Here is a 26,427-nt window from a genome sequence, read left to right on the forward strand (position 1 = left end):
CATGTTCGGGCGCCGCGCATTGATCGCGGCGCTCGTCCTTCTCGCCGGCGGCATCGTTGCGAAGGCAGGTTCCGAGAGAACTGCGGTCCACACGCTCTCGCCCGCGGGGCTGGCGAAGGTTTCCGACTACATCCGCAACGAGGTGGCCACCGGCAAGATCCCCGGAGCCATCCTGCTGCTTCAGCAGCACGGCAAGCCGGTCTATTATCAGAATTTCGGCGTCCGCGACGTCGCGACCGAACTCTCGATGAGCGCGGACACGATCTTCCGCCTCTACTCGATGTCGAAGCCGGTTACCTCAGTCATGGCGATGATGCTGGTCGAGGAGGGCAAGCTGTCGCTCGACGATCCCGTCTCGAAATACATTCCGGCCTTCGCCGGCATGAAGGTCGGCATCGAGAAGAAGGCCGAGGACGGCAAAGTCGCCCTGGTGCTGGAGCCGCTGGAGCGACCCATCACGATCAAGGATCTGCTGCGCCACACCTCGGGGCTGCCTTACGGCTATTACGGCGGCGGCATGGTGCGCGAGCTCTATGCGAACGCCAATCTCTTCAACAGCGATCTGACCAACGCCGAATTCGCCGCCAAGATCGCCACGCTGCCGCTTGTCGAGCAGCCCGGCACGGTGTGGGATTACGGCTATTCCACCGACGTGCTCGGCCGCGTCGTCGAAATCATTGCGGGAAAGACGCTGCTGCAGTTCGAGAAGGAGCGGCTGCTCGATCCGCTCGGCATGACCGAGACGGCTTTCTTCGTCGCCGATCCCGCCAAATTCCCGCGCATCGCCGAGCCGATGCCGGAGGATCGCAACATCAATCCGACGACGCAGGTCCGCGACATCAGGCGGCCTGCGACCTGGGAATCGGGCGGCGGCGGCATGGTCGGTACGATCGGCGACTACGCCCGCTTCGCCCAGATGCTGCTGAATGGCGGCACCTATGACGGCCGACGCTATCTCAAACCGGAGACCATTGCGCTGATGGCGTCGGATCATATCGGTTCGGAGACGAAGATCGCGCGCGACCAGAACTATTATCCGGGCGGGTCTTCCGGCTTCGGCCTCGGCTTCGCCGTGCGCACCTCGGTGCCTCCTGGAACAACGTGGCCGCTTGGCGAATATCGCTGGGACGGCGTCGGCGGCACGTTCTTCTTCATCGATCCCGAGGACGATCTGTTCGGGATCTTCATGGTGCAGACCCCGACGCAGCGCGGCCGGATTCAACTGGCGCTGAAGACGCTGATCTACCAGGCGATGGGGCGGTGATTACGCTCCGCGCACGATCTCGCGGATATATCCGATCGTCTCCTCGACCTGGCTCGCATTGACGTCGAGATGCGTGCAGGCGCGGATGCGGCCATCCATCATCGCAAGCGTCACGCCGCGCTGGCGCAGCGCCGCGACCATCCTGTCGCCGGGAATGCCGGTACCATCGGGCTTGAAGAACACCAGGTTGGTTTCGGGCTCCTGCACCTCGATGCCTGCGATCTGCGACAGTCCGCGGGCGAGCGCGCGCGCGTTGGCGTGATCGTCGGCGAGCCGATCGACATGATGGTCGAGCGCGTAGATGCAAGCCGCCGCGCAGATTCCGGCCTGTCGCATCGAGCCGCCGAGGCGCTGCTTCCACTGCCAGACCGCATCGATGAAGGCGCGCGAGCCCGCGAGCACGCCTCCGATCGGCGCGCCCAAGCCCTTCGAAAAGTCGATCCAGGCCGAATCCCACCCCGCGGTCATGTCGCGCGGAGAGATGCCGCTCGCAACTGTGGCATTGAGCAGGCGCGCGCCGTCCATGTGGGTGACGAGGCCATGTTGTTTCGCGATCGCGACGATCTCGTCGAGCGCGGCCTTCTTCCAGACCGTACCGCCGCCGATATTGGCGGTCTGCTCGACGCTGACCACCGTCTGCGGCGGCTGGTAGCGGGTACGCGGATGCAGCGCTCTGCGAAAGGTCTCCGGCGTGAACTGGCCGTCGGGTCCCTTCAGCTGCGTGACCTGAAAGCCGCCGATCGCGGCATGCGCGCCGCCTTCGCGCGCGATGATGTGGGCGCTCTCATGGGCGAGGATCTCGTCGCCGGGGCGGCAATGCACCAGCGTCGCGGTGACGTTGCACATCGTGCCTGACGGCATGTACACCGCGGCTTCCTTGCCGAGCAGCTCGGCCACGCGCTCGCACAGGGCGTTCACGGTCGGATCGTCGCCGACCTGCTCGTCGCCGACCTCCGCCCGCGCCATCGCCTCGCGCATCGCAGGTGTCGGCTTTGTCTGCGTGTCCGAGAGCAGATTGATGCGCACCGGCGGCGCCTTGGGATCGATCGGGGGAGGGGTATAGAGCATGCGACGCCTCCTGAAGGTAAACGGCCACTGAAGTGTGGCTCTTTAAGCAAAAAAGGCCCCGGCGAACCGGGGCCTTTCGATATTCAGATCTTAGCGCGAATAGAATTCGACGACCAGATGCGGCTCCATCTGCACCGGGAACGGCACGTCGGAGAGGTGCGGGATGCGAATGTATTTCGCGGTCATCTTGCCATGGTCGACTTCGAGATAGTCGGGGGTGTCACGCTCGGAGAGCTGGCTGGCTTCGAGGACGTGGGCGAGCTGCTTGGAGGCTTCCTTGACCTCGATCACGTCGCCGAGCTTGACCAGATAGCTCGAGATGTTGACCTTGCGGCCGTTCACCTTGACGTGGCCGTGGTTGATGAACTGGCGCGCGGCGAAGATCGTCGAGACGAACTTGGCGCGGTACACAACCGCGTCGAGACGGCGCTCGAGCAAGCCGATCAGGTTCTCGCCGGTGTCACCCTTGAGGCGGCTGGCCTCGACGTAGATGCTGTGGAACTGACGCTCGGAGATGTTGGCGTAATAGCCCTTCAGCTTCTGCTTGGCGCGGAGCTGCACGCCGAAGTCGGAGAGCTTGCCCTTGCGGCGTTGGCCGTGCTGGCCGGGGCCGTATTCGCGGCGGTTCACGGGGCTCTTCGGGCGGCCCCAGATGTTCTGGCCCATACGGCGATCGAGCTTGTACTTCGCCTCACTGCGCTTAGTCATCGCGTCCTCTTCAGGTACTTGGTTTGAGGAAACGCGCCCTCCTGTGTGACGGGCTAGCCCGGCACTGACAGGTCCGATCCCAAAGCTTAAGGGACAGGACCACGGGTCGCGAAACGCTTCGCGGGCCGAAATCGGCCCGCGAGCAAGCGGCTTTTAGGGGGATTTGGGGCTCGCTGTCAATGCGAATGGCCCGGAATCACGTTCCGACTGCCCGGATCGACTTCGACCCGGCCGCACGCAATTCGGCAGCGATTTCAGTGTTCAGGACCTGTTCCAGCCGGGTCAGGACGCGGGCGATCGGGGCGGCGTCGGTGACCCGATGATCCCAGCGGATCACGACATGGATGGTCTGGTCAGGCCCGACCACCCCATAGCTGACGATGAAGGGGCCGGGCGTGATCGGGTGAAGCTCGCCACCGCCATAGGCGGCCACCGAGCTCACCGCGAAGCTGCCGAACCAGTTGCCGCGCTGCCGGCCGAAATTCAGCCCGATCGCCCAAGACAGCCGCCGCAACGGCAGCGGCAGGCGGGTCGCCCGCATGATCTTGCGAAACATGGGAATTTCGTCGATCGGGGCGGTCTTTGCGTGCCGGATCTCGGCGTCGACCGCAGTCAGCGTCATGGCCTCGGGAGCCGCGATTCGCTGCGGGATCACGCATTCCTCGCCGCCCTCGACCCGGGCAATGGCCACCGACGCCACGCTCTTCGGCAGCTCGTAAAGCGACGGCCAGGGCCATTTGGCATAGACGGTACGCAGGACCGGCTCGTCCCTGGCGACGAGGGCAAAAGCCTTGACGAACATGGCCGCCCAGCCGGCTGGCGCCATCGCGCCCGCGCGGGCCTCCAGCAGGGGGCCGATATCGAGCGAACGGGAAAGCGACACGAAGGGCACGCCCATCGAGGCGTGCATGAGGTCGATAATCAGGCGACGCGGCAGCGAAATGGTCTTGGGCGTCCCGCGCATCGCTCTTTGGTTTCCCCTGATTAAAGTTTGTGCAGCGAGCGGGGTTCCCGCTCGCCGCCTGCTCTAGCACGAACCAACCCGCGTGGGGCCGGTCGGTTCGCCGCATCAGGGCGCCGGCGAGGCCAGCGGCTTGGTCTTGTCGACGACGTAAACTCCAAGCACTTTCATAGCCTTGTCGCCGTGGGCTTTGGCGTCATGCACGACGCCCGCCGGGATCTGGTAGGAATCGCCGGCTTTCAGCCTCTTTTCCGGCTGCCCGTCGATGAGGAGATTGAGTTCACCTTCGAGCACGTAGCCGGTCTCGATGCCCGGATGGGTATGGCGTCCGGCCGCGCCGCCCGCCGGGACCTCCGCGATGGCCGTGATGGTGTTGTAGCCATCCGGAAACTGGAGCGGGGTGCGCTTGATGCCGGGCTGCTGGGCGAAGGCGGCAACAGCGAGGCCGGTGAAGGCGAGAGCGAGCAAAGTCTTTTTGAGCATGGTTTTTCCTCCCTGGAACGGCTGAGCCTAGCAGCGCCGCGGTTCCCGGCAAGACTCAATGGCTAGCGCTTGATCCCCTCGAACGCTGCCATGATGCCGCGCTGGAATAGCGACCAGTCGAAGCCGAGCGCGATCGCGCGGTAGCCGCGGTCGACCAGGGCGTTGGCCTGGTCCGCGGTACGGGCCACACCGCCGATCGGCACACCGCTTCTGAGGATGCCGGCCTCGGCCCGCGCCACCAGCTCCAGCAATTCCGGATCGTCCATCTGGCCGCGCTTGTTGATGGAGGTGGCGAGATCGCCGGGGCCGATCACAGCTACATCGATGCCGGGCGTGGCCATGATCTCGTCGATGCGGTTGACGGCGTCGACGTGCTCGATCGTGATCATGCAGATCATCTCGTCGTCGGCGCTGGCCATGTAGTCCGGCATCGACTGGCCCCAGCGGAATGGCGCATGGAACGGACCCCAGAGCCGATCGCCGCGTGGAGGATAGCGCACGCTGCGCACCGCTTTCTCGGCCTCCGCGCTATTGGTGATCATCGGGAAATTGATGCCGAAGGCGCCGATGTCCATCGGTGCCTTCGCAAGCCATGGCTCGTTCGCCGCGATGCGCACCAGCGGCGTGCATGGGGTGCCGGTGGTGGCCGCGATCATCGCATGTGCTTCGGTCAGTCCAATCGGCCCGTGCTCGAGATCGACGATGATCCAGTCGAGAGAGCGCGCCATGATCTGCACGGTCTGCACGCTCGGGATCGTCGCGATCGCGCCGAAGGCAGGACGACCCTCGCGCCAGAGCTGGCGAAGACGGTTGAGCGGCGTGGTCGGGACGGACATGGGAAGAACCTGTAGGAAACGACGACGGCGGACCCTAGCAGCGGGGCGTCGAGGCGCAAGATCAGGCTGGAATGCGGCCGCCGAAGAACGGCGTCAGCATGGTCGAAAGGCCATGCACGCGGTTCGAGGTGAAGATCATTTCGGCGCCGGATTGCGCGATGCCAGCGGTGTGCGGGCCGAGCAGATCCGAGACGCGGCGGGCGATCGCGGGCGCCGGATCAATCCAGTCGACCGGCCAGGGGGCGAGCTTTTTCAGCCGGTCGAGCAGCAGCGGGTAATGCGTGCAGGCGAGCACCACGGTGTCGGTGCGTGCGCCTGCGTCCCCGGCATCGCCCACGAAACACGGGGCGAGCTCGGCGAGGATGGCGTCGTCGCTGACGGGAGAGCCGCTGAGCTCGGATTCAGCCAGCGCGGCCAACTCGGGCGAGCCGACCAGTGTCACCTCGCAACCCTGCGCGAAATCGCGGATCAGCGCCTTGGTGTATTCGCGCTTCACGGTGCCCCTGGTGCCGAGCACCGACACGCGCCGGCTCCTCGACTGCGCGCAGGCTGGCTTGATCGCCGGCACCGTGCCGACGAAGGGCAGGGAATAAGCGGCGCGCAGATGCGATAGGACCAGCGTGGACGCCGTGTTGCAGGCGATCACGACGAGGTCAGGATCGTGCATGCCGATCAATTCCCCCATGAGCGGCACCACGCGGGCGATGATCTCGTCCTCGCTGTGGTGGCCATACGGGAAGAAGGCGTCGTCCGCGACGTAGACGTAATGCGCGTCGGAGCGCGCAGCCACGACCTCACGCAGGACCGTGAGGCCGCCAAGGCCGGAATCGAACACCAGAATCGTCGGAGAATGGGTCACGTGAACACTCTAGCCCGCCATCGTTACCATTCGGTTTTTGGGGCGGTTTTGCGGCAAGGGCACTTAGGGCTATTTTGGAGCGATTCAATTTCGCGACGGCCACATGTTCCCGGTATCAGCTGCCGTACGGCGGTGCGGACAGGGACAGGCCCGCAAAACTCCGGAGCACCGACATGATCAGAAATACCAGTCACGGCTGGGGCAGCATTTCCCGATGGCTGCACTGGAGTCTGGCGCTGATCATCATCGGCATGATCGGCTTCGGGTGGTGGATGAACCACATCCCGGCGCGTCCCGACCGCTTCTTCTACCGCTCGATCCACGCCGATATCGGCTATGTGATCCTGCTGCTCACCGTGCTGCGCCTGGTGTGGCGCCTCGTCAACCCGACGCCGATCAGGCCGGCCGGGACCTCGCGCTGGCAGAAGGTCGCCGCCCATTTCAGCCACGGCGCGCTCTACCTCGCCGTCATCGTCGTCACCCTGCTCGGCTGGGCGCATTCCGGTGCGCACGCCCCTGATTATTCGGACTTCTTCGGCCTGTTTCACGTGCCGCAATTCACGGCTCCCGACCGCGCGGCGGCTGGCGTCTATGAAGACCGCCACATCCTCTTTGCCTATGTGCTGCTCGCCTTGATCGCGATTCACGTGATCGCCGCCCTGTGGCACCATTTCATCCGCCGCGACCGCATCGTGGCGCGGATGGTGACGGACGAGGCGGGGTAGGGCGGACATGGGAGGAAGCATCGCACCCGCGATTGCTTCGCGGCGCTCGCAATGACGGAGTAAGGTGTGGGGTCACGAACTATCCAATTGCGATCGCAGGAGGCCTCATGCTCACCGTCCATCATCTCGGCAAGTCGCAGTCCGAGCGTATCGTCTGGCTGTGCGAGGAGCTGGGGATTCCCTACGAGTTGAAGCGCTATGCGCGCGATCCCGTCACCATGCTGGCTCCGGCCGAGTACAAGGCGCTGCATCCGGCTGGCACGGCGCCGGCGATCACCGACGGCGAGTTGGTGCTCGCGGAATCCGGCGCCGTCGTCGACTACATCGTTGCAAAATATGGCAACGGCCGACTCGTGCTCGGTCCCACTGATCCCGCCTTCGCGCAGTTTCTGTATTGGGTTCATTTCGCCAATGGCAGCCTGCAACCCGGTATGGGACGGATGATGATCCTGAACCGGCTCGATCTCGCCAAGGACAATCCGACCCTGCTCGCGATGAAGGGGCGTCTCGATCAGGCCTACGATCTTCTCGACGCAAGGCTTCGCGAGGCCGAATATCTTGCGGGCAGCGCCTTCACGACCGCCGACATCATGACAGTTTTCTCGCTGACCACGATGCGCTACTTCCAGCCCTATGACCTCCAGCGCTCGCCGAACGTGGTCAAATATCTCGGCCGCATCAGTGCGCGGGCGGGCTATCGGCGTGCGATGGAGAAGGGCGACCCGGGCATGGCGCTGCTCTTGGACTGAGCGGCGAGGCGATCGCTCACGCGATCCTGTTCGTGGTGGCGGCCCTCTCTGTTGCCAGCTGCTTCTGCAGGCGCTCGATGTTTTGCAGCAGCCGCTGGCTGGTCAGCACCAGGAAGTAATAGCCGAACTGCGGGTCCTGGAAGTAGATCTCGAGCAGCCGGTCGTAGGTGATCGTCAGCACCTGGCCGTCCTCGATGCATTCGACCGTTCCGGTGCGCCGGTTGTCCGGCGTGAGGAAGCCGAGTTCGCCCATGAGCGTTCCGGGCAGGATCTCGATGTTGATCTCCTTGACCAGGAACTTGCCGGTGACGGTGAGGAACATCTCGTTAGCCGGATCGCGCAGCTTGAACAGCGTATCGCCGCGACGATATTTGCGTTCGGTCATGAACGGCTTGAGCCATTCGATCGACATGTCGCCTTCGGCTGCATGGCGCGCCTTCTTGACGAGCTTGAGCATCTGCCGCAGGCGCAAGGCGTTGATCGGTAGCAGCAGGAGATAGAGCAGGAAGGTCGACACGTTGGCGGAGAGCGCGCCGAAGACGGCGAAGAACGCGCAGCCGACCATGTTGGCGACGCGCAGCGGCACCATCGTTCGCATCAGGAGGGTGGCGACGAAGAAGCCGGCGCCGACCGCGGCGAACATATTGGCCAAAGTGATGTTCTGGACGAAGATCTCCAGCATCCGATTGAAGATCGAGTCATAGGTGACGTTGTTTGGATCGAGGCCCATCTGGACCAGGATCTTCGCGATCCTGAGGTTATCAGTCGCCGCCTCGAGAATGCGGTCGAGGATCGACGAAATGTCTGCGCTGCCGGACGGCATGGTACTATCCCCGCGTAAGGCCTTCAGTCCCGGTCGGTATTCTCGACACCTATAGCCGAAATCGAACGACGACCGCTTGAATGAAGTTTTGGGCCGCCGTGCCGCAAGAGGCAAATTTTAGCCTGATCGGGCGTTTCGGCAATTGCCTGTTTGGCGGTGCATATGGCCGTGGCGCGCCCGCGATTCGGGGGCCAGTGGGTACGAGCCTCGGCGTGGTCGACCTCGGCGGCCGACCGGGCGAGGGGGACCAGGCGTGGGCGTGGGGCGATCCCCCCGCCTTAGGGCTTGGCGGGCGGCACGACCTCCTGCTCGACCAAGCCGAGGTGCCCCGGCAGTGAACCAGCGCGCAGCAGCATGGCGACGCTGTTTGCTTCCTCCAGGGTGAAATTGCCGGAGATCTGGCCCGAGCCGCCGGTGATGGGCTCGCGGATGATGGGGGCGGAGATCACCTTGCCGTCGAGCACGATGGCGAAGGGCTTTGCGATATTCTCTTCGGTGATGTGGGCAAAGCGCCGCGTGCCGCGGCCGTTGAAGCGGAACGAGGCGATCGGCTCTTTCGTGGCGCTCGCAAACCCCGGGCCCGCATAGCTGATGTCGTCGCCGTCGAGCACGCTGTCCTTGGCGACCAGATAAAGGCTCTTGTCCTTGAAGCCGGGCAGGACTTCCGTGCCTGCCGGTGGCGTGCCGGATTGCGCCTGCTCCGGCGGCACCGAGAGGTCGATCAGGCGGAAGCCGACCTTGACCCTGCGGGCGAAGACCGCGGTGACGCGCTCGGGCTCCATCACACGGGCAGGAAGATGCGGATGCGGTCGGTCCCATCGGGCTGGACGCTGGCCAGCTGGACGCCGGCCTCCTTCAGACGCTGCTCGATCATGGCGATGGCATCTTCGACGAGTTCGTGCAACCGCGCGGCGGATGCCGCATTGGTCGGCGCGAGCCTGACCAGTCCGTCGCCGCCGTCGGTCACGGCGAGTGCATGCGACGGCAATCCTTCCGCGGCCGACGCGAGCTTGCGCGCGAGTTGCTCGCGGCCCTTGACGTCGGCAATCTTCAACTCGACGCCGCCGTCGCGGATCGCAAGACCGGAGAAGGCGATCTTGCCCTCGCGCAGGTTCTTGTAGACGTCGTCGCGCAAATCCGTGACTACGCTCTCGCGCAGGCCATCGGTGTCCACCTTGTAGACGATGCGTGACCCGCCGAGCTTCTCCATCTTGTCGCCGATGAAGGCCGAGATCTTGGCGCGCATCTTGTCGAGCTGGCCGTCCTCGGCGAGTGCCGCGCGGGGGAGGGCGATCACCGATGTCATGATCCCCGCTGTCACGGCGAGCGCGATGAACAGCCGGGTAGCGCAATCCCGCGGGGGCGTAGTCATGATCACCTCAGTCTTGCGCCAGGGCGCTGGCGAGGACGCCGGCATGTGAGTCCTATGCCAGTTCTTGGTCCCCGGATCGGGCGCGCAGGTTCAAAAGCCTCTCACCACAGCCCGATTACGGCGGCCGTTAGGTCATGGACGAACGCCAAATCATCCATCATTCTGCCCGTGCTCGGCCGGCCCATCGGTCGAGGCCACGCCAAACCAAAATGTCAAAAGACAGGGGGCGCGGACATGCATCTGAGGGAGGACGGAATTCCATGGCGGGCATCCACGCGCTCGATCGGCTCATCGGCAGCGACTATCCGGACCTGGCGACGGACGCCGAGGTTCGAGCCTTCGAGCAGGTCCCTTACGCCGATCGCGTCGCGGCCGAGAGCACTTACGACGCCGTCAGGCTGGGTGCGGTCCGCAACCCCGACGGGCCGGCGATCCAGTTCCTGCAAAATGCCGATCCCGCCGACACGCCGGTCGTGGTCACGTACCGCGACTTCATCGCGCGCGTCACGCAAGCGGCCAACATGTTTCACGCACTCGGCGTGGAGAAGGGCGACGTCGTCAGCTTCATGCTGCCGCTGGTGCCGGACGCCTTTGTAACGCTGTTCGGCGCGGAGGCCGCCGGCATCGCCAATCCCGTCAATCCGCTCCTGGAGCCGCACCAGATCGCGGAGATCCTCGAGGCCGCGAATACGAAGATCCTGGTGGCGCTCGGGCCGATGCCGGGCACCGACATCTGGCAGAAAGTCGAGCAGATCAGGCCGCAACTCAAGCAGCTCAAGGCGATCGTGCAGGTGTTCGGTGCTGGCGATCCGGCGAGAGGAATCTTTGCCTTCAACGACCTCATCAAGCCGCAGCCTTCGGACCGCCTTATCAGCGGACGCAAGATTCTCGGCAGCAACATCGCCGCCTATTTCCACACCGGCGGCACCACCGGCACGCCAAAGCTGGTGCGGCACACGCATGCCAACCAAGTCTATCAGGCCTGGGCGCTCAATCTGCTGCTGAAGTCGAAGCCGGGCGCCAACATGCTGTTCGGCATGCCGCTGTTTCACGTCGGGGGCTCCTTGACGCAGGTGCTGACGACGCTGTCGGCTGGCGGTTCGCTGGTCGTGCTGTCGCCGAGCGGATGGCGCAACCCGAATGCGGTGAAGAACATCTGGCAACTGGTCGAGCGCTTCAAGCCGGAGGCGCTGTCGAGCGTGCCGACGGTACTCGCCGCGACGCTCGCGGTACCGCCTGGCAATGCAGACATCTCCAGCCTGAAATATGCAGCCGGTGGCGGCTCCGCGATCCCGGTCGCGGTGGGGTCTGCGATCCAGGACAAGCTCAAGCTGCCGGTCGTCGAGGTCTACGGCATGACCGAGACCTCGAGCGTGCACACGCTGGCCTATCGGTCGCGGCCGATCCGGCTCGGTTCGGTCGGCCTTCCCATGCCTTACGCGCGGGTCCGCATCGTCCAGCTCGATGCCGAGGGCAAGCTGATCCGCGACTGCGCGCCGGACGAGATTGGCGTCGTCATCATGGCTGGCCCAGGCGTGTTCGGCGGCTATCTCAACGACGAGCACAACAAGGGTGCCTTCGTCGACGAGGTCTGGGTCAATTCCGGCGATCTTGGCCGGCTCGATGCCGACGGCTATCTCTGGATCACCGGCCGCGCCAAGGATCTCGTGATCCGCGGGGGCCACAACATCGATCCGGCGCCGATCGAGGAGATCATGTTCCGGCATGCCGCCGTCGGCTTTGCCGCCGTGGTCGGCCAACCCGACGCCTATGCCGGCGAGCTGCCGGTCGGTTACGTGCAGCTGAAGCCGGGCGCGACCGTCGAGCCGGGCGAGCTGGAGACATGGGTGCGCGAGCGTACGCCGGAGCGCGCCGCCGTTCCCGTACAGGTCATCTCGATCGATCCGATGCCGGTGACGGGCGTCGGCAAGGTGTTCAAGCCGCAGCTGCGCTGGGACGCAGCCCAGCGCGTGTTCACGAAGGTGCTGACGCCGCTCACTGAGCGCGGCATCGACTGCAAGGTCAGGGTCGGCGCCCACGGCAGCCACGGTTCGATCGCCACCGTGACGCTCGCGGGCCTGCCGGCGGATCAGCGCGAGGCGGTTGCGAGCGAGGTGCACGCACTGCTTGCACCGTTCGTGATGCGCCACGAGGTGGTGCAAATGTAACGGGCTCAACAGACGGCTTTGGCGTCAGCTCCAGAGCAGGGCGACGCTTCGCCGCATCATCCATACCCCGATAGAGCCCCTTATGTGACAAGTATCACATAGGAAGAATTGGTAATTGAGCCATGGTCCGAATAGTCTCGTGGAATTGCATCCGGGGGGACGCAAGTGATTCCGTTTCGGATATTTGTTTTGTTGATTTTGGCCATTGGCCTCGCCTGCGGACCAGCCCATGCGGACCGGCGGGTGGCGCTTGTCATCGGCAATTCCGCCTACAAGAGCGCGCCCAAGCTCGGCAATCCCGTCAACGATGCCACTCTGGTCGGCGGCATGTTCAAGAAGGCGGGCTTTGATTCCGTCGATGTCAGGCTGGATCTCAGCGCCAGCGAGATGCGGCGCATGTTGCGCGAGTTCGCCGGCAGGACCCGCGATGCCGATATGGCGGTGATCTATTACGCCGGCCACGGCATCGAGCTGGAAGGCACCAACTATCTCATTCCGATCGACGCGACGCTGGAGACGGATGGCGACGTACTCGACGAGACCATCCCGGTGGAGCGCGCGCTGTTCGCGGTCGAGCCGGCCAAGCAGCTTCGTCTGATCATCCTCGACGCCTGCCGCGACAATCCGTTTTCCAAGAGCATGAAGCGGACGCTGGCTTCGCGCGCGATCGGACGCGGGCTTGCGAAGGTCGAGCCGACCAGCCCCAACACCATGATCGCCTTCGCGGCAAAGGCCGGTTCGACTGCGTCCGATGGCGATTCGAGGAACAGCCCGTTCGCCACCGCGCTGGTCGAGCACTTGCCCAAGCCGGGCCTAGATTTGCGCAAGGCGTTCGGATTCGTGCGCGACGACGTGCTGAGGAGCACCGGGAACAAGCAGGAGCCCTTCGTGTATGGCTCGCTGGGCGGCGATGACGTGCCGTTGGTTGCTGCCAAGCCGGCTGCAACCGGTCCGCAGGCAAATCCGCAGGATTCGATTCGCAGGGATTACGAGCTCGCGCTGCAGCTTGCCACGCGCGACGGTTGGGAAGCCTTCCTGGCGCAATATCCCGAAGGCTTCTATGCCAATCTGGCCAAGGGCCAGATGAACAAGATCGCTGCTGAAGAAACGCGCGCGTCGGCCGAGCAAAAAGCGAACGCGGCCGAGCAGCAGAAGGCAAGGCTCATTGCCGAACGCGCCCAGAAGGCCGAGCAGGACAAGGCGGCCGCGGCTGCCAAGGCCGCCGAAGAGGCCCGGGTCGCGGCGGAGAAGCAGAAGCAGATCGAGCAGGCAAGGGCGGACGCGGCCGAGCACCAGCGCAAACTGGCTGAGGCTGCCGCGGCAAAAGCACAAGCCGAGAAGCAGGCAGCGGAGAAGGCCAGGGCCGAGCTTGCCGCCAAGCAGGCCGCCGAGAAGGCGGAGCAGGCGGTAAAACCGGCGGCCGATCGGCAGATGCCTGAGGTCGAGCAGAAAGTTGCAGCCCTTGCGCCGGCGCCGGCATCCACATTGTCGGTGGCTGATCTGACGAAATCACTCCAGAGCGAACTGCGCCGCGTCGGCTGCCTGTCCGTCACTGCGGACGGCGACTGGAATTCGGCCTCGCAGCGCTCGCTGATACTGTTCAACAAATACGCCGGTACCCAATTCGACGCCAAGCTTGCAAGCGTCGACGCGCTCGATGCGCTGAAAGCGAAGCCCGGACGCGTCTGCCCGCTCATTTGCAATTTCGGCTCCAAGGCCGACGGCGATCAATGCGTGAAGATTACCTGCCGCGCCGGCTATCGCGTCGGTGATGACAACGAGTGCGAAAAGATTCAGGAGAAGAAGCCGGTCGCCACGCGTGAGGATTCGCGGAGGCGGGATACGGACCGGAAGGCAAGCGAATCTTCGCCGTCCAGGCCTGAGGCGAGTGGACAGATTATTTGCAGCTCGACGGGATGTCGCCCGGTGCAAAAGGGATGTCGGCTTGTCAGCGGGACGATCCCCGGCAGGGTTAGTTCGAATACAGCCACAGGCGGCAACTTCGAGGTCTGCAATTAGGGTGTCACAGGCAATCGCCCGTAAAAGGCTCGGCGTTTCATGATCGTCTTGCGATCTCTTTCACTGTTGATTTTCGGTCTTTGGCTGGGGTGCGGATCGGCCCAGGCCGACAAGCGCGTTGCGCTCGTCATTGGCAATTCCGCTTACAAGAACGCACCGCGGCTTGCGAACCCGGTGAATGACGCCGGGCTCGTGGGCAGCATGTTCAGGAACGCAGGCTTCGATACGGTCGAGGTCAGGCTGGATCTCAACGCCAGCGAAATGCGGCGATCGTTGCGCGAGTTCGCGGCCAGGACGCGCGATGCCGACATGGCAGTCATCTACTATGCGGGCCATGGCATCGAGCTGGACGGCAGCAACTATCTCGTTCCGACCGATGCGATGCTGGAAACTGACGGTGACGTCCTCGACGAGACGGTCGCGCTGGATCGCGCGCTGTACGCGGTCGAACCGGCCAAACAACTCCGTCTCGTCATCCTCGATGCGTGCCGCGACAACCCATTCGCCAAGACGATGAAGCGCACCCTGGCCTCGCGCGCGATTGGTGGCGGACTTGCCAAGGTCGAGCCGACCAGTCCGAACACGATGATCGCCTTTGCGGCCAAGGCGGGATCGACGGCGTCGGATGGCGACTCCCGCAACAGCCCGTTCGCGGTCGCGCTGACCGATCATCTCCCGAAGCCCGGGCTCGACTTGCGCAAGGCATTCGGTTTTGTCCGTGACGACGTCTTGAAGAAGACCGGCAACAAGCAGGAGCCGTATGTCTATGGCTCCCTGGGCGGCAGCGACGTGCCGCTGGTGCCGCTGAGGCCAGTCGCCGCAGCAGGTCCGCAGGCGAACCCGCAGGACAGTGTGCGCAAGGACTACGAGCTGGCGCTTCAGGCCGGCCTGCGCGAAGCCTGGGAAGCATTCCTCCAGACCTATCCGGACGGCTTTTACGCCAACCTCGCTCGTGTGCAGTTGAAGAAGATTGCCGCCGAGGAGGATCGCACGGTGGCGACCGAGAAGGCGCGTCTGGCCGAACAGGAGAAGGCGAGGCTCGCGACCGAACGAGCCCAGAAGGCCGAGCAGGAGAAAGCCGCCGCAGCTGCCAAAGCCGCGGAAGAGGCGAGGATCGCGGCCGAGAAAGCCAAGCAGATCGAGCAGGCCAAGGCGGAGGCGGCCGAACGAGATCGCAAGGCGGCGGAAGCTGCCGCGGCCAAGTCGCTCGCGGAGAAGCGGGCGCTCGAGAAAGCGGCGACGGAGGCCGCAACGAAGCAGGCAGCGGACAAGCAGGCGGCTGATGCCGAAAGCAGGAAGGTCGCCGCGCTGTCGCCGCCGCCAAGCTCCCCGCCGCCCGGCGATCTCGCGAAATCCGTTCAGAGCGAGCTGCGCCGCGTCGGCTGTCTTTCGGCCGCCGCTGACGGCGATTGGAACGCCGCATCGCAACGCTCGCTGAGGCTGTTCAACAAATATGCCGGCACCCAACTCGACGCGAAGCTTGCAAGCGTCGACGCGCTCGATGCGCTGAAGGCGAAGCCAGGACGCGTCTGTCCGCTCGTATGCAATTTCGGCTTCAAGGCCGACGGCGATCAATGCGCGAAGATCGCCTGCCGCGCCGGCTATCACGTCGGCGATGACAATGAATGCGAGAAGGTGCCGGAGAAGAAGCCGGTGGTCACGCGCGAGGATTCGAAGAGGCGCGACCAGGACCGCAAGGAGGCGGAGTCCGCGGCTCCGAAGTCGCAGTCCTCTCGGCAGATGATCTGCAACAACGCCGGATGCAGGCCAGTCGCCAAGGGGTGTCACGTCGAGCGTTATACACCGCCCGGAGGCGCCGGCATGGGACAGATCGAGGTGTGCCACTAATGGCGCTGCATGACCTCCGGACTTCCGCCATCGGGCTCAGAGTTCTTGCTTGTCTTGTTCTTGCAAGCTGGCTCGGCTGCACCGCCGCTCAGGCCGAGAAGCGCGTTGCGCTCGTGATCGGCAATTCCGCCTACAAGAGCGCGCCCAAGCTCGGCAATCCCGTGAACGACGCGATCCTGATGGGCGGCATGTTCAGGAAAGCCGGCTTCGACACCGTCGACGTCAGGCAGGATCTGAACGCGCCCGAAATGCGCAAGGCGCTGCGCGAGTTCGGCGCGCGGACGCGAGACGCCGATGTCGCGATCGTCTACTATGCGGGGCATGGTCTCGAGGTGGACGGCACCAACTATTTGATCCCGATCGATGCCGCGCTCGAGACCGACACCGACGTCTACGATGAGGCGTTGCCGATCGACCGCGTGCTGGTGAGCATCGAGCCGGCCAAACAGCTTCGGCTCGTCATTCTCGATGCCTGCCGTGATAATCCCTTTTCCAAGACGATGAAGCGCACGGTGGCTTCGCGCGCAATCGGCCGCGGGCTTGCGAAGGTCGAGCCGGCCAGTCCCAACACGATGATTGCGTTTGCGGCGAAGGCGGGCTCGACGGCATCCGATGGCGACTCCCGAAACAGCCCGTTTGCGACGGCGCTTGTGGAGCACCTCCCAAAGCCGGGCCTGGACCTGCGCAAGGCGTTCGGCTTCGTGCGCGATGACGTGTTGAGGAGCACCGGCAACAAGCAAGAGCCCTTCGTGTATGGCTCGCTGGGCGGTGGTGACGTGCCGCTGGTTCCTGCCAATCCGATCGCAACTAGTCCGCAGGCAAATCCGCAGTCTGAACTCCGGCGGGACTATGAACTTGCGCTCCAGCTTGGCACGCGGGACGGTTGGGAAGCGTTTCTGGCGCAGTATCCCGAGGGGTTCTATGCAAATCTCGCCAAGGGCCAGTTGAACAAGATCGGCGCCGAGGAGACGCGCGCGTCGGCAGAGCAAAAAGCCAATGCGGCCGAGCAGCAGAAGGCAAGGCTCATTGCCGAACGCGCTCAGAAGGCCGAGCAGGACAAGGCGGCTGCGGCGGTCAAAGCTGCCGAAGAGGCCCGGATCGCAGCGGAGAAGCAGAAGCAGATCGAGCAGGCAAGAGCGGATGCGGCGGAGCAGCAGCGCAAGCTGGCCGAGGCTGCCGCGGCGAAAGCGCAGGCCGAGAAGCAGGCTGCGGAGAAGGCCAAGGCCGAGCTTGCCGCCAGGCAGGCTGCGGAGAAGGCGGCCCAGGCCGCAAGGCAGCCGGACGCTCGGCAGATTCCTGAAGGCGATACTCAGAAGGTCGCCGCCCTTTCGCCGCCGCCCACATCCACCTTGTCGGCGGCTGATCTGACAAAATCCGTGCAGAGCGAACTGCGTCGCGTCGGCTGCCTGTCGGCCACCGCCGACGGCGACTGGAGCGCAGCAACGCAGCGCTCGCTGATAATGTTCAACAAATATGCCGGCACTCAATTCGACGCGAAGCTTGCGAGCGTCGACGCGCTCGATGCGCTGAAGGCGAAGCCGGGACGCGTCTGCCCGCTGGTCTGCAATTTCGGCTTGAAGGCCGAGGGCGATCAATGCACGAAGATCACCTGTCGCCCCGGCTATCGCGTCGGTGACGACAACGAATGCGAGAAGAATCAGGAGAAAAAGCCCGTCGCGACGCGGGAAGATTCCGCAAGACGCGGCGCTGAGCGGATGAAGGTTGAGTCATCGCCGGCCGCGCCACAGGCTAAATCGTCGGGCCAAATAGTCTGCAACAACGGCGGCTGCAGACCGCTGCGGCCGGGATGCAGGCTGGGACGCTCCCCTAGTGTCGCCATGAACGGCGCTGGATTGTCGGAAATCTGCGATTAATCGGGCGGGTGCCAACCCGCTAGCAGGGGGTTGCGAAGCGTAACCTGCCTCTTCTGTTTCCATAGACATAGATGGCGGTGAGTTACGCCTTCGGCTAACCCACCTACGAATCCGGCTACCCCGCCGGCATCCGCGTCTCCACCAACCGCGCCCAGAACGATGCGCCGTGGCCCAAAATGTTGTCGTTGAAGACGTAGGCCGGGTGGTGGCACTCGTTGCCGTCGCCCATGCCGACCAGGATCATCGCGCCGGGGCGTGCTTCCAGCATGAAGGAGAAGTCTTCGGCGCCCATCATCGGAATGAACTTGTCGTTGACGCGCTCGGCGCCGACGATATCGCGGGCGACGTCGGCGGCAAGGCCGGCCTCGCGCGCATGGTTCATCGTCACTGGATACATCCGCGTGTATTTGGTCTCCGCCGAACCGCCATAGGCGCGCGCGACGCTCTCGGCGACTTCGCCGATGCGGCGCTCGACGAGATCGCGCACTTCAGGGTCGAGCGTGCGCACGGTGCCGCCGAGCTCGGCGACCTCCGGGATGATGTTGAAGGCCGTGCCGGAGTGGAATTGCGTGATCGAGATGACGGCTGATTTGAGCGGGTCGACGTTGCGGGACACGATCGACTGCAGCGCATTGACGATCTGCGAGCCGATCAGCACGCTGTCGACGGATTTGTGCGGACCCGCGCCGGCGTGGCCGCCCTTGCCGTGGACCGTGATCTGGATGTTGTCGGAGGAGGCGAGCATCGCGCCGGGCGTAGTCGCGAAATGGCCTTCGGGCAGGCCCGGCATGTTGTGCATGCCATAGACCTCCTGGATGTTCCAGCGCGTCATCAGCCCGTCCTCGACCATCGCCTTGCCGCCGCCGCCGCCTTCTTCCGCAGGCTGGAAGATCACCACGGCCGTGCCGTCGAAATTGCGCGTCTCGGCAAGATATTTGGCGGCGCCGAGCAGCATGGCGGTGTGGCCGTCATGGCCGCAGGCGTGCATCTTGCCGGGGACCTTGGAGGCGTAGGCGACGCCCGACGTCTCCATGATCGGCAGCGCGTCCATGTCGGCGCGCAGGCCAATGGTCTTGCCCGAGGCGGGTTTGCGGCCGCGGATCACGCCGACGACGCCGGTGCGGCCGATGCCCGTCACCACCTCGTCGCAGCCGAACTCGCGCAAGCGGTCGGCGACGATGCCGGCGGTGCGGTGGACGTCGTATTGCAGCTCCGGATTCTCGTGGAAGTCATGGCGCCAAGCGGACATTTCGTCGGAGAGGGCGGCAATGCGATTGACGATGGGCATGGAGGCTCCGTCTCTGTTGTTGTTGCCGGATGAGCGAAGAGACATCCGGGATCTTTGTGAGAGAAGTCCCGGGTATCGCTGCGCTCACCCGGGCTACGAATGACGCTCAGCTTTCGCCAAACACGCGCTTGAAGATCGTGTCGACGTGCTTGAAGTGATAGGCGAGGTCGAACTGCTCGTCGATTTCGGCGTCGGTGAGATACTTCTTCACTTCAGCGTCCTTCTTCAGAAGCTGGAGGAAGTCACCTTCGCCGCGCCAGACCGGCATGGCGTTGCGCTGCACGAGCTTGTAGGCGTCCTCGCGGCTTGCGCCCTTCTGCGTCAGCGCCAGCAGAACACGCTGCGAATGCACGAGGCCGCCGAGGCGGTCGAGGTTCTTCTGCATGTTGGCGGGGTACACCAGCAGCTTGTCGATCAGGCCGGCGAGGCGGACCAGCGCGAAGTCCAGCGTCACGGTCGCGTCGGGGCCCATCATGCGCTCGGCAGAGGAGTGCGAGATGTCGCGCTCGTGCCAGAGCACGACGTTCTCCAGCGCCGGCGTCACATAGGCGCGCACCATGCGCGACAGTCCGGTGAGGTTTTCCGAGAGCACCGGATTGCGCTTGTGCGGCATCGCGGACGAACCCTTCTGCCCTTCGGAGAAGAACTCCTCGGCTTCCAGCACTTCGGTGCGCTGCATGTGGCGGATCTCCACCGCGAAACGCTCGACCGAGGAAGCGATCACGCCGAGCGTCGAGAAATACATCGCGTGGCGGTCGCGGGGGATGACCTGCGTCGAGATCGGCTCGGGGACGAGGCCCATGGCTTTCGCAACATGCTGTTCGACGCGCGGATCGATCTGGGCAAACGTGCCGACCGCGCCGGAGATGGCGCAGGTGGCGACTTCCTTGCGCGCCGCGATCAGGCGCTCCTTGGCGCGCGAGAATTCCGCATAGGCGTAGGCGAGCTTGAGGCCGAAGGTCACGGGTTCGGCGTGGATGCCGTGGCTGCGGCCGATGGTCGGCGTCATCTTGTGCTCGAGGGCGCGCTTCTTCAGCGCCGCCAGCACCTTGTCGAGGTCGGCGAGCAGCAGGTCAGCGGCGCGGGTGAGCTGGACGTTGAGGCAGGTGTCGAGCACGTCGGAGGAGGTCATGCCCTGATGCACGAAGCGCGCTTCGGGGCCGACGATCTCGGCGAGGTGGGTGAGGAAGGCGATGACGTCGTGCTTGGTCTCGCGCTCGATCTCGTCGATGCGGGCGACGTCGAAAGTGGCGTCCTTGGCCTTGGCCCAGACCGTTTTGGCGGCCTCCTTGGGAATCGTGCCGAGCTCGGCAAGGGCGTCCGCCGCATGCGCCTCGATCTCGAACCAGATCTTGAACCGGGTCTGCGGCTCCCAGATCGAGGCCATTTCCGGGCGGGTATAGCGGGGGATCATTGGACTGCTCCAGGAAGGTGGGCGGGCGACCCAGAAGGGGCGACCTGCCAAAATGCTTTTTACGCCGTGACTTAGCAGAGCGGGGAGAGCGAAACAAACGGCACCGGCAACGTAGCGGGGGATGATTGGGCTGGGTGGGGGGCATCGGCCGGCCGCGGCGCGCGATGAGCGGCACGTGCCCCGGGGCCGCAGATATTAACTGTCAATCACGGATCATTGACTGACAGATATTGAAATCTGTCAGCGAGACGTGTATATCCGTTCTCGGACGCTCCAATTGGGCGTCTGGCGGCATCCCGGGAGCCCGACGTCCCAAGCAGATGGGGGATTGAGGGTCGCAATTGAACAACAGGGACCGCCAATTGATTGGAGACTTACGACCATGACGACCGAAATCATCAATTTGACCGGGACGATTGGGCACTGGCTCAATTTACTGGTGGCGCGCCAGATCGCGGCGCAGGCTGCAAAACTGCCTCATTAAGGCGAGAGCTTTCCGAAACGACCGGCACGGGCGCTTCGGAAGCAGCTCTGTCGCCGGGTAACTGAGCCCTCAACGGGAACATGGTGCTGGCATGAACGAAGCCGTTATCTTGACGCCGGAGCGGATCCTCGAAGTCACCGAGGACGTGCTGCGGCGTTACGGACTGGCCAAAGCCACCGTGGTCGACGTTGCCCGTGCGCTCGATGTGAGCCATGGCAGCGTCTATCGCCATTTCCCGAGCAAGGCTTCGCTGCGCGAAGCGGTTGCCAAACGCTGGCTTGACCGCATCGACGCGCCGCTGCTGGCGATCGCCAAGGAGCAGGGCCCGGCGCCTGACAGGCTCGACCGCTGGCTACGCACGCTGTTCGCCGCCAAACGTTCGCGTGTGCTCGACGACCCCGAGATGTTCGACACTTATCTGACCCTGGCGCGCGAAGCCTGCGCGGCCGTCAAATGTCACAAGGACACCATGATCGACCAGATCGCGGCAATCCTGTCCGACGGCGTGACGCAGGGCGTGTTCGCCGTCGATGACGTCAAGACCACCGCGCGTGCGATCTTCGATGCCACAGTCCGCTTTCACCATCCGGCCCATGCCGACGAGTGGAAGGATGCCGATCTCTCGGCGCGTGTCGATGCGACGCTGGCGCTGGTATTGCGCGGGCTGAAGGCGTAGGCCGAATACTCCACGCGCTGTTCCAAAGCCGTTCGATCGCCCGCATGGGCGGCGCTTTTATCCGTCGACCTTGTGGGCGAGGGCACCATCGCGGAGCGAACGCGGATGGTGGGACTTTTTCCGCGCACGAAGAGCGGTACCCGCCAATGGCACGACCGGCGGGCTTTCCGGATACGCATTGACTTCAATTTCGACGAGGTCCTTCGCCCGCTTTCGAAGCCTGTAGAATGCAAGCTCCTGTTCGAGCATGGGGCAGTGGAATCGAATGGTTGCTGTGTCTGGCAAGCGGCAGAGTTCATCGATGAGCTCGCCGACAGTGATGAGCGCGGGATAGGTAGCTTCGCGGATAGCCTTACTCATGGCGGAACTCCTTCACTGCGGTACTAACTGGAGTTCGATGGCCTCCGTTCCAATCCGCATCGCAAGGCGGTCGAAATATACCTGGGAGACGCCCGCATGCGGAGGATGGCTCCGTGCGCGTGCCTTCAGGGAGGGGCAAACATCTAGATCTTCGTCAGTCCACAATTGGCTGCCAGCCGCACCAGCTGCGCATCCGTGCGCGCGCCGGTCTTGGTCTTGATCAGATAGTGATAGTTCTGCACCGTCTTGACGCTGAGATTGAGATGCGCAGCGATCTGTTCGGTCGTGGCACCGCCGGCGAACTGGCGCAGGATCTCGATCTCGCGTTCTCCCAATTGATCCAGCGCCGAGCCCGCCGACAGACTGTCCTCGGCCAAGATGTGCGCGATGTCGTCGCTCATGGCGCGCTCGCCGCGGGCAACGCTGCGGATCGCGGACACGACCGCGGACGGCTCGCTACTCTTGGTGACGAAGCCGCTGGCGCCGGCACTGAAGGCTGCCTTCACCAGAACGGCTTCGTTGTGCATGGTAAAGACGAGGATGCGCGCCCGCGGACTGCGCGCGCGGATGTTGCGGATGGCTTCCAGTCCGCTCGCGCCGGGCATCGAGATATCAAGCACGACGACATCAGGATCGCGCGCCTTGAAGGCGCTGTAGGCATCCGCAGCGTTGTCGGCTTCCGCCACGACATGCAGATCACCCTGGCTTTCCAGCACGCGCCGATAGCCTTGCCGCACGATCGGATGGTCGTCGACCAGCAGCACGGAAATGCCTGTTGCCATCTCGTTCATGCCGGCCTCATGCGGCGAGCGGGATGGTGGCGGCGACGCTGAGTCCGCCTCGGGCAGGCAGGATCGAGAATGAGCCGCCGGCCGCTGCGACGCGCTCGCGGATGCCGGTGAGGCCGAAGCCGGCCGACTGCTTGACGCGTGCCGCGTCGCCGCCGCCATCGTCGTCGACACGGATCAGCAATGCATCGTCGTCGCCCGCGCGCCGTTCCACGCTGAGCGAAATCTCGCGTGCCGCGCCGTGGCGCAACGCGTTGGTCAGGCATTCCTGCGCGACGCGATAGGCCGTGATAGCGGCCGGGCCGCTGATGTCGGTGAGGTCGCCCTTGAGATCGAGCTGGATCGTCGGCCGCGCCGAGCTCTGCGAGCGCCAGCTATCCACCAAATTCACGAGGCTCGCCTCCAGCCCAAGCTCGGCGGGCAGGGGATTGCGCAGGCGCTTCAGCGCGTCGCGCAGCGAGGCCATCAGATGATGCGTGGCCTGCGAGATCATCCGCGCGTCCTGCACGATGTCGTCGCGCTTATCTGCCTTCGTGCTCGCCGTTTCGATGGTGTTGGCGAAGGCGAGGATGGCCGAGAGATTTTGTCCGAACTCGTCGTGCAGCTCGCGGGCGAGCGCGCGGCGTTCGTCGTCGCGGATCTCGATCAGGCGCCGCGTCAGCGCCGCGCGCTGTTCGGTCGCCTCCTCCAGCCGGCCGCCGAGCTCGCCGACGGCGCTGCCGATCATCGCCAGCTCCATCGAGCGGAAGCGCGGCAGTTTCGTGCGATAATGGCCGCGGGCCATGCGCTGCAAGGCCGTGACGATCGTGCGCGCCGGCGCCAGCGCATGCGCGATCGCGAGCGAGGCCAGCAGCGCGATCGCCGCCGCCATCAAAAGCGCGACGTCGATCACGTTGAGGATGTACTCCCAGGCGAGCGAAATGGCGGCCGTTTCATCCGGCGTCGCGACCACCGTTCCGGCGGTCGCCGCGCGGGGACTGACGGGCCGTATCACTTCGGCATGGCTGCCGAGGAAGGTCGGCACGATCGACGCGAACCAGCGCGGCGGCGTCTTGCCCAGCCCCTCGCTCTGGCCGCAGAGCGGCTTTTCGAATGCGATGGCCGGTTGGAATTCGACGCAGACGCCGGGCGAGATCAGCTTCATCGTCTCCAGCGTGCGCCACTCCGGAACCGGCAGAAGCTGCTCGCGTGTTCTGCTGCTACGCAACAGGAATTCGTGCCAATACAGGGCCTGAAGCGCCTGGGCGACCCGCTGCGCCGAGGCCGCAGTTGCCCGGTCGACGCTGCGATAGGCGTCGAACGTGGCCCAGATCGTCGCCGCCCCAAGGCAGAGCGCGACGATGAGAAACAGACGGGCGACAAGCTGAAGCACAAGGCGCATGCGATCACCCCAAAGTTTGCTAAGGTCAGCCTAACAACGCCGCCGCGCCTTGCCAATTGCGAGGCACGGCAAGATGGTAGCTCGGGCAAATTTCCCATGCCGGATTGGGCATGGCTCTTTGGACCGGGCGCGGCGGCTTTGATCTAATGGGCGGAATTCACGGCCAGGAGCGGTGCAGCATGAGTTCGATGACGATTGGGCCGATCGCGGGGCCTGCTGCCGACCCATCCGAGCGCAGTGCGCTCCTGTTCTGGATGATCTTCACCGGGCTTTCGATCTTCGCCGTCGTGCTGCTGTGGCGGTTCGGCCTGATCCGCCTGATGCTGACCTCAGATCGGACCTACATTTCCAGCGTGATCGCGCTGCTCTATGTCCTCACCTGCGGTCACTGCTTCCTGCGCACGCGGGCCATTGCCCGCGAGGGCGCGGCGGCAAGGCGCTGCCGCGCGGTGCTTGCGGCCCCCGAGGGCGGCAGGGCGCTCGACGTCGGCGCTGCCGCGCTGCCGCGCGGGCTGGTGCGGGACCACATTGAGAGCCTCGTGACCAAGGCCGCGGCGCAGGACTACCGCCCCGTCGACCAGACGCTATTGCTGCGAACGCTCGCCGACCGGCTGCGCGGCTCCAACGGCTTCGGGGCCTTCGTCTCGGATACGCTGATGAAGCTCGGCCTGCTCGGCACCATCGTCGGCTTCATCATCATGCTGGCGCCGATCGCGGGACTGGATGCCGCCGACAAGGTCGCGATGCGATCCTCGATGGGACTAATGAGCGACGGCATGGCGGTCGCGATGTACACGACTCTGGCGGGCCTCGTCGGTTCGATCCTGGTCCGCATCCAGTATTACATGCTGGATGCCGCGACCCAGAAGGTGTTCTCGGATGCGGTGGTGCTGACCGAGACCTATGTGACGCCGGTGCTGGAACGTAAGGGCGCTGGAATCGCGACATGATGGATGATTTCGGTCTCTATCCGCGCGAGGAGCCGTTCGATCCCTTGGGCGTGATGCTGTTCAAGGCGCTCCAGGTGATCGCTTTCCTGTTCTTCCTCGCGCTGCTCGCGGTCTCGCCCGACGCCAAGGACGGCAAGATCGACTCCAAGGCCGAGTTCATGATCACGCTGGACTGGCCCGACAGCCATCCCGACGATCTCGACCTGTTCGTGCAGGATCCCGTGGGCAATATCGCCTGGTATCGCCACCGCGAGGCCGGCTTCCTCACGCTCGACCGCGACGATCGCGGCGGAGCCAACGACTTCATCATGGTCAACGGCAAAAAGATTGCCTCGCCGATCCGCGAAGAGATCGTCACGGTGCGGGGCATCGTTCCCGGCGAATACACCGTCAATGTCTCACATTTCGTGGCTACGACCGGCGAGCCTGTGACGGCCAATGTGAAGGTGCAAAAACTCAATCCGACGGCGCAGGTGATCTTCGATAACAAGTTCACGGTCGATCACACCGGCGACGAGAAGACCGCGGTGCGGTTCCGGCTCGACGCCGAAGGCAAGGTCGTCAATGTGGACCAGCGGCCGAAATCGCTGCTGGAGACCTTTCGCAGCGGCTGGCGCAACGGCGCCGATCTCGACCCGAGCACCGGCGTGAGCAAGAACGCTGTGAGGGTGCGCCGTGACTAGCCTGCCAACGGTCATCCTCACGCTATCGATAGCCTACGCCGTCATCGGTGCGCTGCTGCTGGTCGTTCTGGTCTATGCGCGGCTGCATTGGTCGTTCAAGGCGGTCGCGGTGGTCGTGACCAGTGCGTTCTATGTCGTCAGCTTCACCGAGATGCGCGGGCTGCTCGGCTGGGCCAGCGCCGATCGGCTGCCGGCCTCGTTCAAGCTGCTGAAGGCCCGCATCGTCGAGCCGCATTCGCTGGAGGGCGATCCCGGCTCGATCTACCTCTGGGTCGAGCAGCTCGACGAGGACAATCGGCCGAGTGGCATCCCGCGCGCCTTTCGTGTGCCCTACAATGACAGGCTGGCCGACAAGACCCATGCGGCGGAGAACGAGATCGCGCTGGGACATCCGCAAGGCGGCCGGGCCGCCGATTTCGGCGGCGGCGATGGCAGCCTCATCGACATGGTCCGGGAATATGTGACGCCCAAGACCATCATGGAGACGAGCGGAGGCGATTCCTCGACCGGCGAATTCCTGGCACCACCGGCCGGCGCGCAGGGCGCCGTGTTCACGCCGTTGCCGCCGCCCCGGATGCCGCCGAAGGACGAGCAATAGGCTCTTCACCATCGCGACAGGGCAGTGCTGGCAAACCGCGCGCCGCTG

At 64.5% G+C, this 26,427-nt stretch carries 23 protein-coding genes and 1 pseudogene; 11 read left to right on the top strand and 13 right to left on the bottom strand.

All coding sequences use genetic code 11. The features are described from left to right. Position 1 precedes the first annotated feature (1 nt). Positions 2-1,264, top strand: a complete 1,263-nt coding sequence (locus AC0L23_RS14600) for a serine hydrolase domain-containing protein (protein WP_473357062.1) — start codon at positions 2-4, stop codon at positions 1,262-1,264. On the opposite strand, the gene AC0L23_RS14605 is transcribed toward AC0L23_RS14600, so the two are convergent. The 6 genes from AC0L23_RS14605 to murI form a co-directional block, all read right to left on the bottom strand. After that, on the bottom strand, positions 1,265-2,332 hold the full coding sequence (locus tag AC0L23_RS14605; protein WP_473357063.1) for a threonine aldolase family protein: 1,068 nt from the start codon (positions 2,330-2,332) through the stop codon (positions 1,265-1,267). It abuts the gene before it with no gap. 90 nt (positions 2,333-2,422) lie between these two features. Beyond that, complete coding sequence (rpsD, locus tag AC0L23_RS14610; protein ID WP_204511654.1) at positions 2,423-3,040, bottom strand: 30S ribosomal protein S4; 618 nt, start codon at positions 3,038-3,040, stop codon at positions 2,423-2,425. 196 nt (positions 3,041-3,236) lie between these two features. Further along, complete coding sequence (locus tag AC0L23_RS14615) at positions 3,237-4,004, bottom strand: acyltransferase (RefSeq protein ID WP_018455541.1); 768 nt, start codon at positions 4,002-4,004, stop codon at positions 3,237-3,239. A 105-nt stretch (positions 4,005-4,109) separates the two neighbouring features. Next, the gene (locus AC0L23_RS14620; RefSeq protein WP_473357064.1) at positions 4,110-4,484 is read right to left on the bottom strand and encodes a cupin domain-containing protein; all 375 of its coding nucleotides are present in this window, start codon (positions 4,482-4,484) and stop codon (positions 4,110-4,112) included. Positions 4,485-4,546: 62 nt separating this feature from the next. Continuing rightward, positions 4,547-5,320 (bottom strand): HpcH/HpaI aldolase family protein, encoded by a 774-nt coding sequence (locus AC0L23_RS14625; protein WP_085349355.1) that lies wholly within the window; start codon positions 5,318-5,320, stop codon positions 4,547-4,549. 61 nt (positions 5,321-5,381) lie between these two features. Then, positions 5,382-6,179, bottom strand: coding sequence for a glutamate racemase (murI, locus tag AC0L23_RS14630; protein ID WP_473357065.1), 798 nt, complete (start codon positions 6,177-6,179; stop codon positions 5,382-5,384). Positions 6,180-6,352: 173 nt separating this feature from the next. Between murI and AC0L23_RS14635 the strand changes: the two genes are divergently transcribed. Together AC0L23_RS14635 and AC0L23_RS14640 are read left to right on the top strand one after the other, a co-directional pair. Next, complete coding sequence (locus AC0L23_RS14635) at positions 6,353-6,904, top strand: cytochrome b (protein WP_473357066.1); 552 nt, start codon at positions 6,353-6,355, stop codon at positions 6,902-6,904. A 107-nt stretch (positions 6,905-7,011) separates the two neighbouring features. Further along, positions 7,012-7,653: a glutathione S-transferase family protein gene (locus tag AC0L23_RS14640; protein ID WP_473357067.1), complete on the top strand. Its 642-nt coding sequence runs from the start codon at positions 7,012-7,014 to the stop codon at positions 7,651-7,653. Positions 7,654-7,669: 16 nt separating this feature from the next. On the opposite strand, the gene AC0L23_RS14645 is transcribed toward AC0L23_RS14640, so the two are convergent. Next, a complete protein-coding gene (locus AC0L23_RS14645) occupies positions 7,670-8,476 on the bottom strand; it encodes a Crp/Fnr family transcriptional regulator (protein WP_027518831.1) in 807 nt (268 codons plus the stop codon). 278 nt (positions 8,477-8,754) lie between these two features. Beyond that, positions 8,755-9,848, bottom strand: a pseudogene (locus AC0L23_RS14650) (SecDF P1 head subdomain-containing protein). 260 nt (positions 9,849-10,108) lie between these two features. On the opposite strand from AC0L23_RS14650, the gene AC0L23_RS14655 reads away from it, so the two are divergent. The 4 genes from AC0L23_RS14655 (at position 10,109) to AC0L23_RS14670 (ending at position 17,757) form a co-directional block, all read left to right on the top strand. Next, positions 10,109-12,016 (top strand): acyl-CoA synthetase, encoded by a 1,908-nt coding sequence (locus AC0L23_RS14655; RefSeq protein WP_473357068.1) that lies wholly within the window; start codon positions 10,109-10,111, stop codon positions 12,014-12,016. A 165-nt stretch (positions 12,017-12,181) separates the two neighbouring features. Next, a complete protein-coding gene (locus AC0L23_RS14660; protein ID WP_473357069.1) occupies positions 12,182-14,035 on the top strand; it encodes a caspase family protein in 1,854 nt (617 codons plus the stop codon). Positions 14,036-14,074: 39 nt separating this feature from the next. Next, positions 14,075-15,883, top strand: coding sequence for a caspase family protein (locus AC0L23_RS14665; protein ID WP_473357070.1), 1,809 nt, complete (start codon positions 14,075-14,077; stop codon positions 15,881-15,883). Next, positions 15,883-17,757, top strand: coding sequence for a caspase family protein (locus tag AC0L23_RS14670; RefSeq protein ID WP_473357071.1), 1,875 nt, complete (start codon positions 15,883-15,885; stop codon positions 17,755-17,757). Before AC0L23_RS14665 ends, AC0L23_RS14670 begins: the two co-directional genes overlap by 1 nt. 115 nt (positions 17,758-17,872) lie before the next feature. Here AC0L23_RS14670 and AC0L23_RS14675 read toward each other — a convergent pair whose 3' ends face one another. Beyond that, a complete protein-coding gene (locus AC0L23_RS14675) occupies positions 17,873-19,045 on the bottom strand; it encodes a M20 aminoacylase family protein (protein ID WP_473357072.1) in 1,173 nt (390 codons plus the stop codon). Positions 19,046-19,151: 106 nt separating this feature from the next. After that, entirely contained in the window at positions 19,152-20,459 is a 1,308-nt protein-coding gene (gene purB, locus AC0L23_RS14680; protein WP_085396089.1) for an adenylosuccinate lyase, read from the bottom strand. A gap of 575 nt (positions 20,460-21,034) precedes the next feature. On the opposite strand from purB, the gene AC0L23_RS14685 reads away from it, so the two are divergent. Next, a complete protein-coding gene (locus tag AC0L23_RS14685) occupies positions 21,035-21,619 on the top strand; it encodes a TetR/AcrR family transcriptional regulator (protein ID WP_018455555.1) in 585 nt (194 codons plus the stop codon). Positions 21,620-21,676: 57 nt separating this feature from the next. Here AC0L23_RS14685 and AC0L23_RS14690 read toward each other — a convergent pair whose 3' ends face one another. The 3 genes from AC0L23_RS14690 to AC0L23_RS14700 all read right to left on the bottom strand — a co-directional run bounded on the left by AC0L23_RS14690 (position 21,677) and on the right by AC0L23_RS14700 (position 24,148). Further along, positions 21,677-21,979 (bottom strand): hypothetical protein, encoded by a 303-nt coding sequence (locus AC0L23_RS14690; RefSeq protein ID WP_018455556.1) that lies wholly within the window; start codon positions 21,977-21,979, stop codon positions 21,677-21,679. A gap of 143 nt (positions 21,980-22,122) precedes the next feature. Continuing rightward, entirely contained in the window at positions 22,123-22,770 is a 648-nt protein-coding gene (locus AC0L23_RS14695) for a response regulator (RefSeq protein WP_085385056.1), read from the bottom strand. Positions 22,771-22,777: 7 nt separating this feature from the next. Continuing rightward, a complete protein-coding gene (locus tag AC0L23_RS14700; RefSeq protein WP_085351048.1) occupies positions 22,778-24,148 on the bottom strand; it encodes a sensor histidine kinase in 1,371 nt (456 codons plus the stop codon). 179 nt (positions 24,149-24,327) lie between these two features. Between AC0L23_RS14700 and AC0L23_RS14705 the strand changes: the two genes are divergently transcribed. The 3 genes from AC0L23_RS14705 to AC0L23_RS14715 are packed head-to-tail and all read left to right on the top strand — an operon-like array spanning position 24,328 to position 26,379. Next, a complete protein-coding gene (locus tag AC0L23_RS14705; RefSeq protein ID WP_085351049.1) occupies positions 24,328-25,098 on the top strand; it encodes a MotA/TolQ/ExbB proton channel family protein in 771 nt (256 codons plus the stop codon). Continuing rightward, on the top strand, positions 25,095-25,781 hold the full coding sequence (locus tag AC0L23_RS14710; protein ID WP_085351050.1) for a hypothetical protein: 687 nt from the start codon (positions 25,095-25,097) through the stop codon (positions 25,779-25,781). Before AC0L23_RS14705 ends, AC0L23_RS14710 begins: the two co-directional genes overlap by 4 nt. Further along, positions 25,774-26,379 carry a hypothetical protein gene (locus AC0L23_RS14715; RefSeq protein ID WP_018455562.1) on the top strand — a complete coding sequence of 202 codons (606 nt, stop codon included), beginning with the start codon at positions 25,774-25,776 and terminating at the stop codon, positions 26,377-26,379. The genes AC0L23_RS14710 and AC0L23_RS14715 overlap by 8 nt, the downstream gene beginning before the upstream one ends. Positions 26,380-26,427 lie beyond the last annotated feature (48 nt).

Source organism: Bradyrhizobium sp. MI1.4, assembly GCF_055811315.1.

Excerpts from the sequence above, each read along its gene's own strand:
- purB (WP_085396089.1), bottom strand. The coding sequence starts at position 20,459 with ATGATCCCCCGCTATACCCGCCCGGAAATGGCCTCGATCTGGGAGCCG.
- AC0L23_RS14710 (WP_085351050.1), top strand. The coding sequence starts at position 25,095 with ATGATGGATGATTTCGGTCTCTATCCGCGCGAGGAGCCGTTCGATCCC.
- rpsD (WP_204511654.1), bottom strand. The coding sequence starts at position 3,040 with ATGACTAAGCGCAGTGAGGCGAAGTACAAGCTCGATCGCCGTATGGGC.
- AC0L23_RS14655 (WP_473357068.1), top strand. The coding sequence starts at position 10,109 with ATGGCGGGCATCCACGCGCTCGATCGGCTCATCGGCAGCGACTATCCG.
- AC0L23_RS14700 (WP_085351048.1), bottom strand. The coding sequence starts at position 24,148 with ATGCGCCTTGTGCTTCAGCTTGTCGCCCGTCTGTTTCTCATCGTCGCG.
- AC0L23_RS14690 (WP_018455556.1), bottom strand. The coding sequence starts at position 21,979 with ATGAGTAAGGCTATCCGCGAAGCTACCTATCCCGCGCTCATCACTGTC.
- AC0L23_RS14605 (WP_473357063.1), bottom strand. The coding sequence starts at position 2,332 with ATGCTCTATACCCCTCCCCCGATCGATCCCAAGGCGCCGCCGGTGCGC.
- AC0L23_RS14615 (WP_018455541.1), bottom strand. The coding sequence starts at position 4,004 with ATGCGCGGGACGCCCAAGACCATTTCGCTGCCGCGTCGCCTGATTATC.
- AC0L23_RS14645 (WP_027518831.1), bottom strand. The coding sequence starts at position 8,476 with ATGCCGTCCGGCAGCGCAGACATTTCGTCGATCCTCGACCGCATTCTC.
- AC0L23_RS14685 (WP_018455555.1), top strand. The coding sequence starts at position 21,035 with ATGAACGAAGCCGTTATCTTGACGCCGGAGCGGATCCTCGAAGTCACC.
- AC0L23_RS14695 (WP_085385056.1), bottom strand. The coding sequence starts at position 22,770 with ATGAACGAGATGGCAACAGGCATTTCCGTGCTGCTGGTCGACGACCAT.
- AC0L23_RS14620 (WP_473357064.1), bottom strand. The coding sequence starts at position 4,484 with ATGCTCAAAAAGACTTTGCTCGCTCTCGCCTTCACCGGCCTCGCTGTT.
- AC0L23_RS14665 (WP_473357070.1), top strand. The coding sequence starts at position 14,075 with ATGATCGTCTTGCGATCTCTTTCACTGTTGATTTTCGGTCTTTGGCTG.
- AC0L23_RS14675 (WP_473357072.1), bottom strand. The coding sequence starts at position 19,045 with ATGCCCATCGTCAATCGCATTGCCGCCCTCTCCGACGAAATGTCCGCT.
- AC0L23_RS14625 (WP_085349355.1), bottom strand. The coding sequence starts at position 5,320 with ATGTCCGTCCCGACCACGCCGCTCAACCGTCTTCGCCAGCTCTGGCGC.
- AC0L23_RS14640 (WP_473357067.1), top strand. The coding sequence starts at position 7,012 with ATGCTCACCGTCCATCATCTCGGCAAGTCGCAGTCCGAGCGTATCGTC.
- AC0L23_RS14670 (WP_473357071.1), top strand. The coding sequence starts at position 15,883 with ATGGCGCTGCATGACCTCCGGACTTCCGCCATCGGGCTCAGAGTTCTT.
- AC0L23_RS14705 (WP_085351049.1), top strand. The coding sequence starts at position 24,328 with ATGAGTTCGATGACGATTGGGCCGATCGCGGGGCCTGCTGCCGACCCA.
- AC0L23_RS14600 (WP_473357062.1), top strand. The coding sequence starts at position 2 with ATGTTCGGGCGCCGCGCATTGATCGCGGCGCTCGTCCTTCTCGCCGGC.
- AC0L23_RS14635 (WP_473357066.1), top strand. The coding sequence starts at position 6,353 with ATGATCAGAAATACCAGTCACGGCTGGGGCAGCATTTCCCGATGGCTG.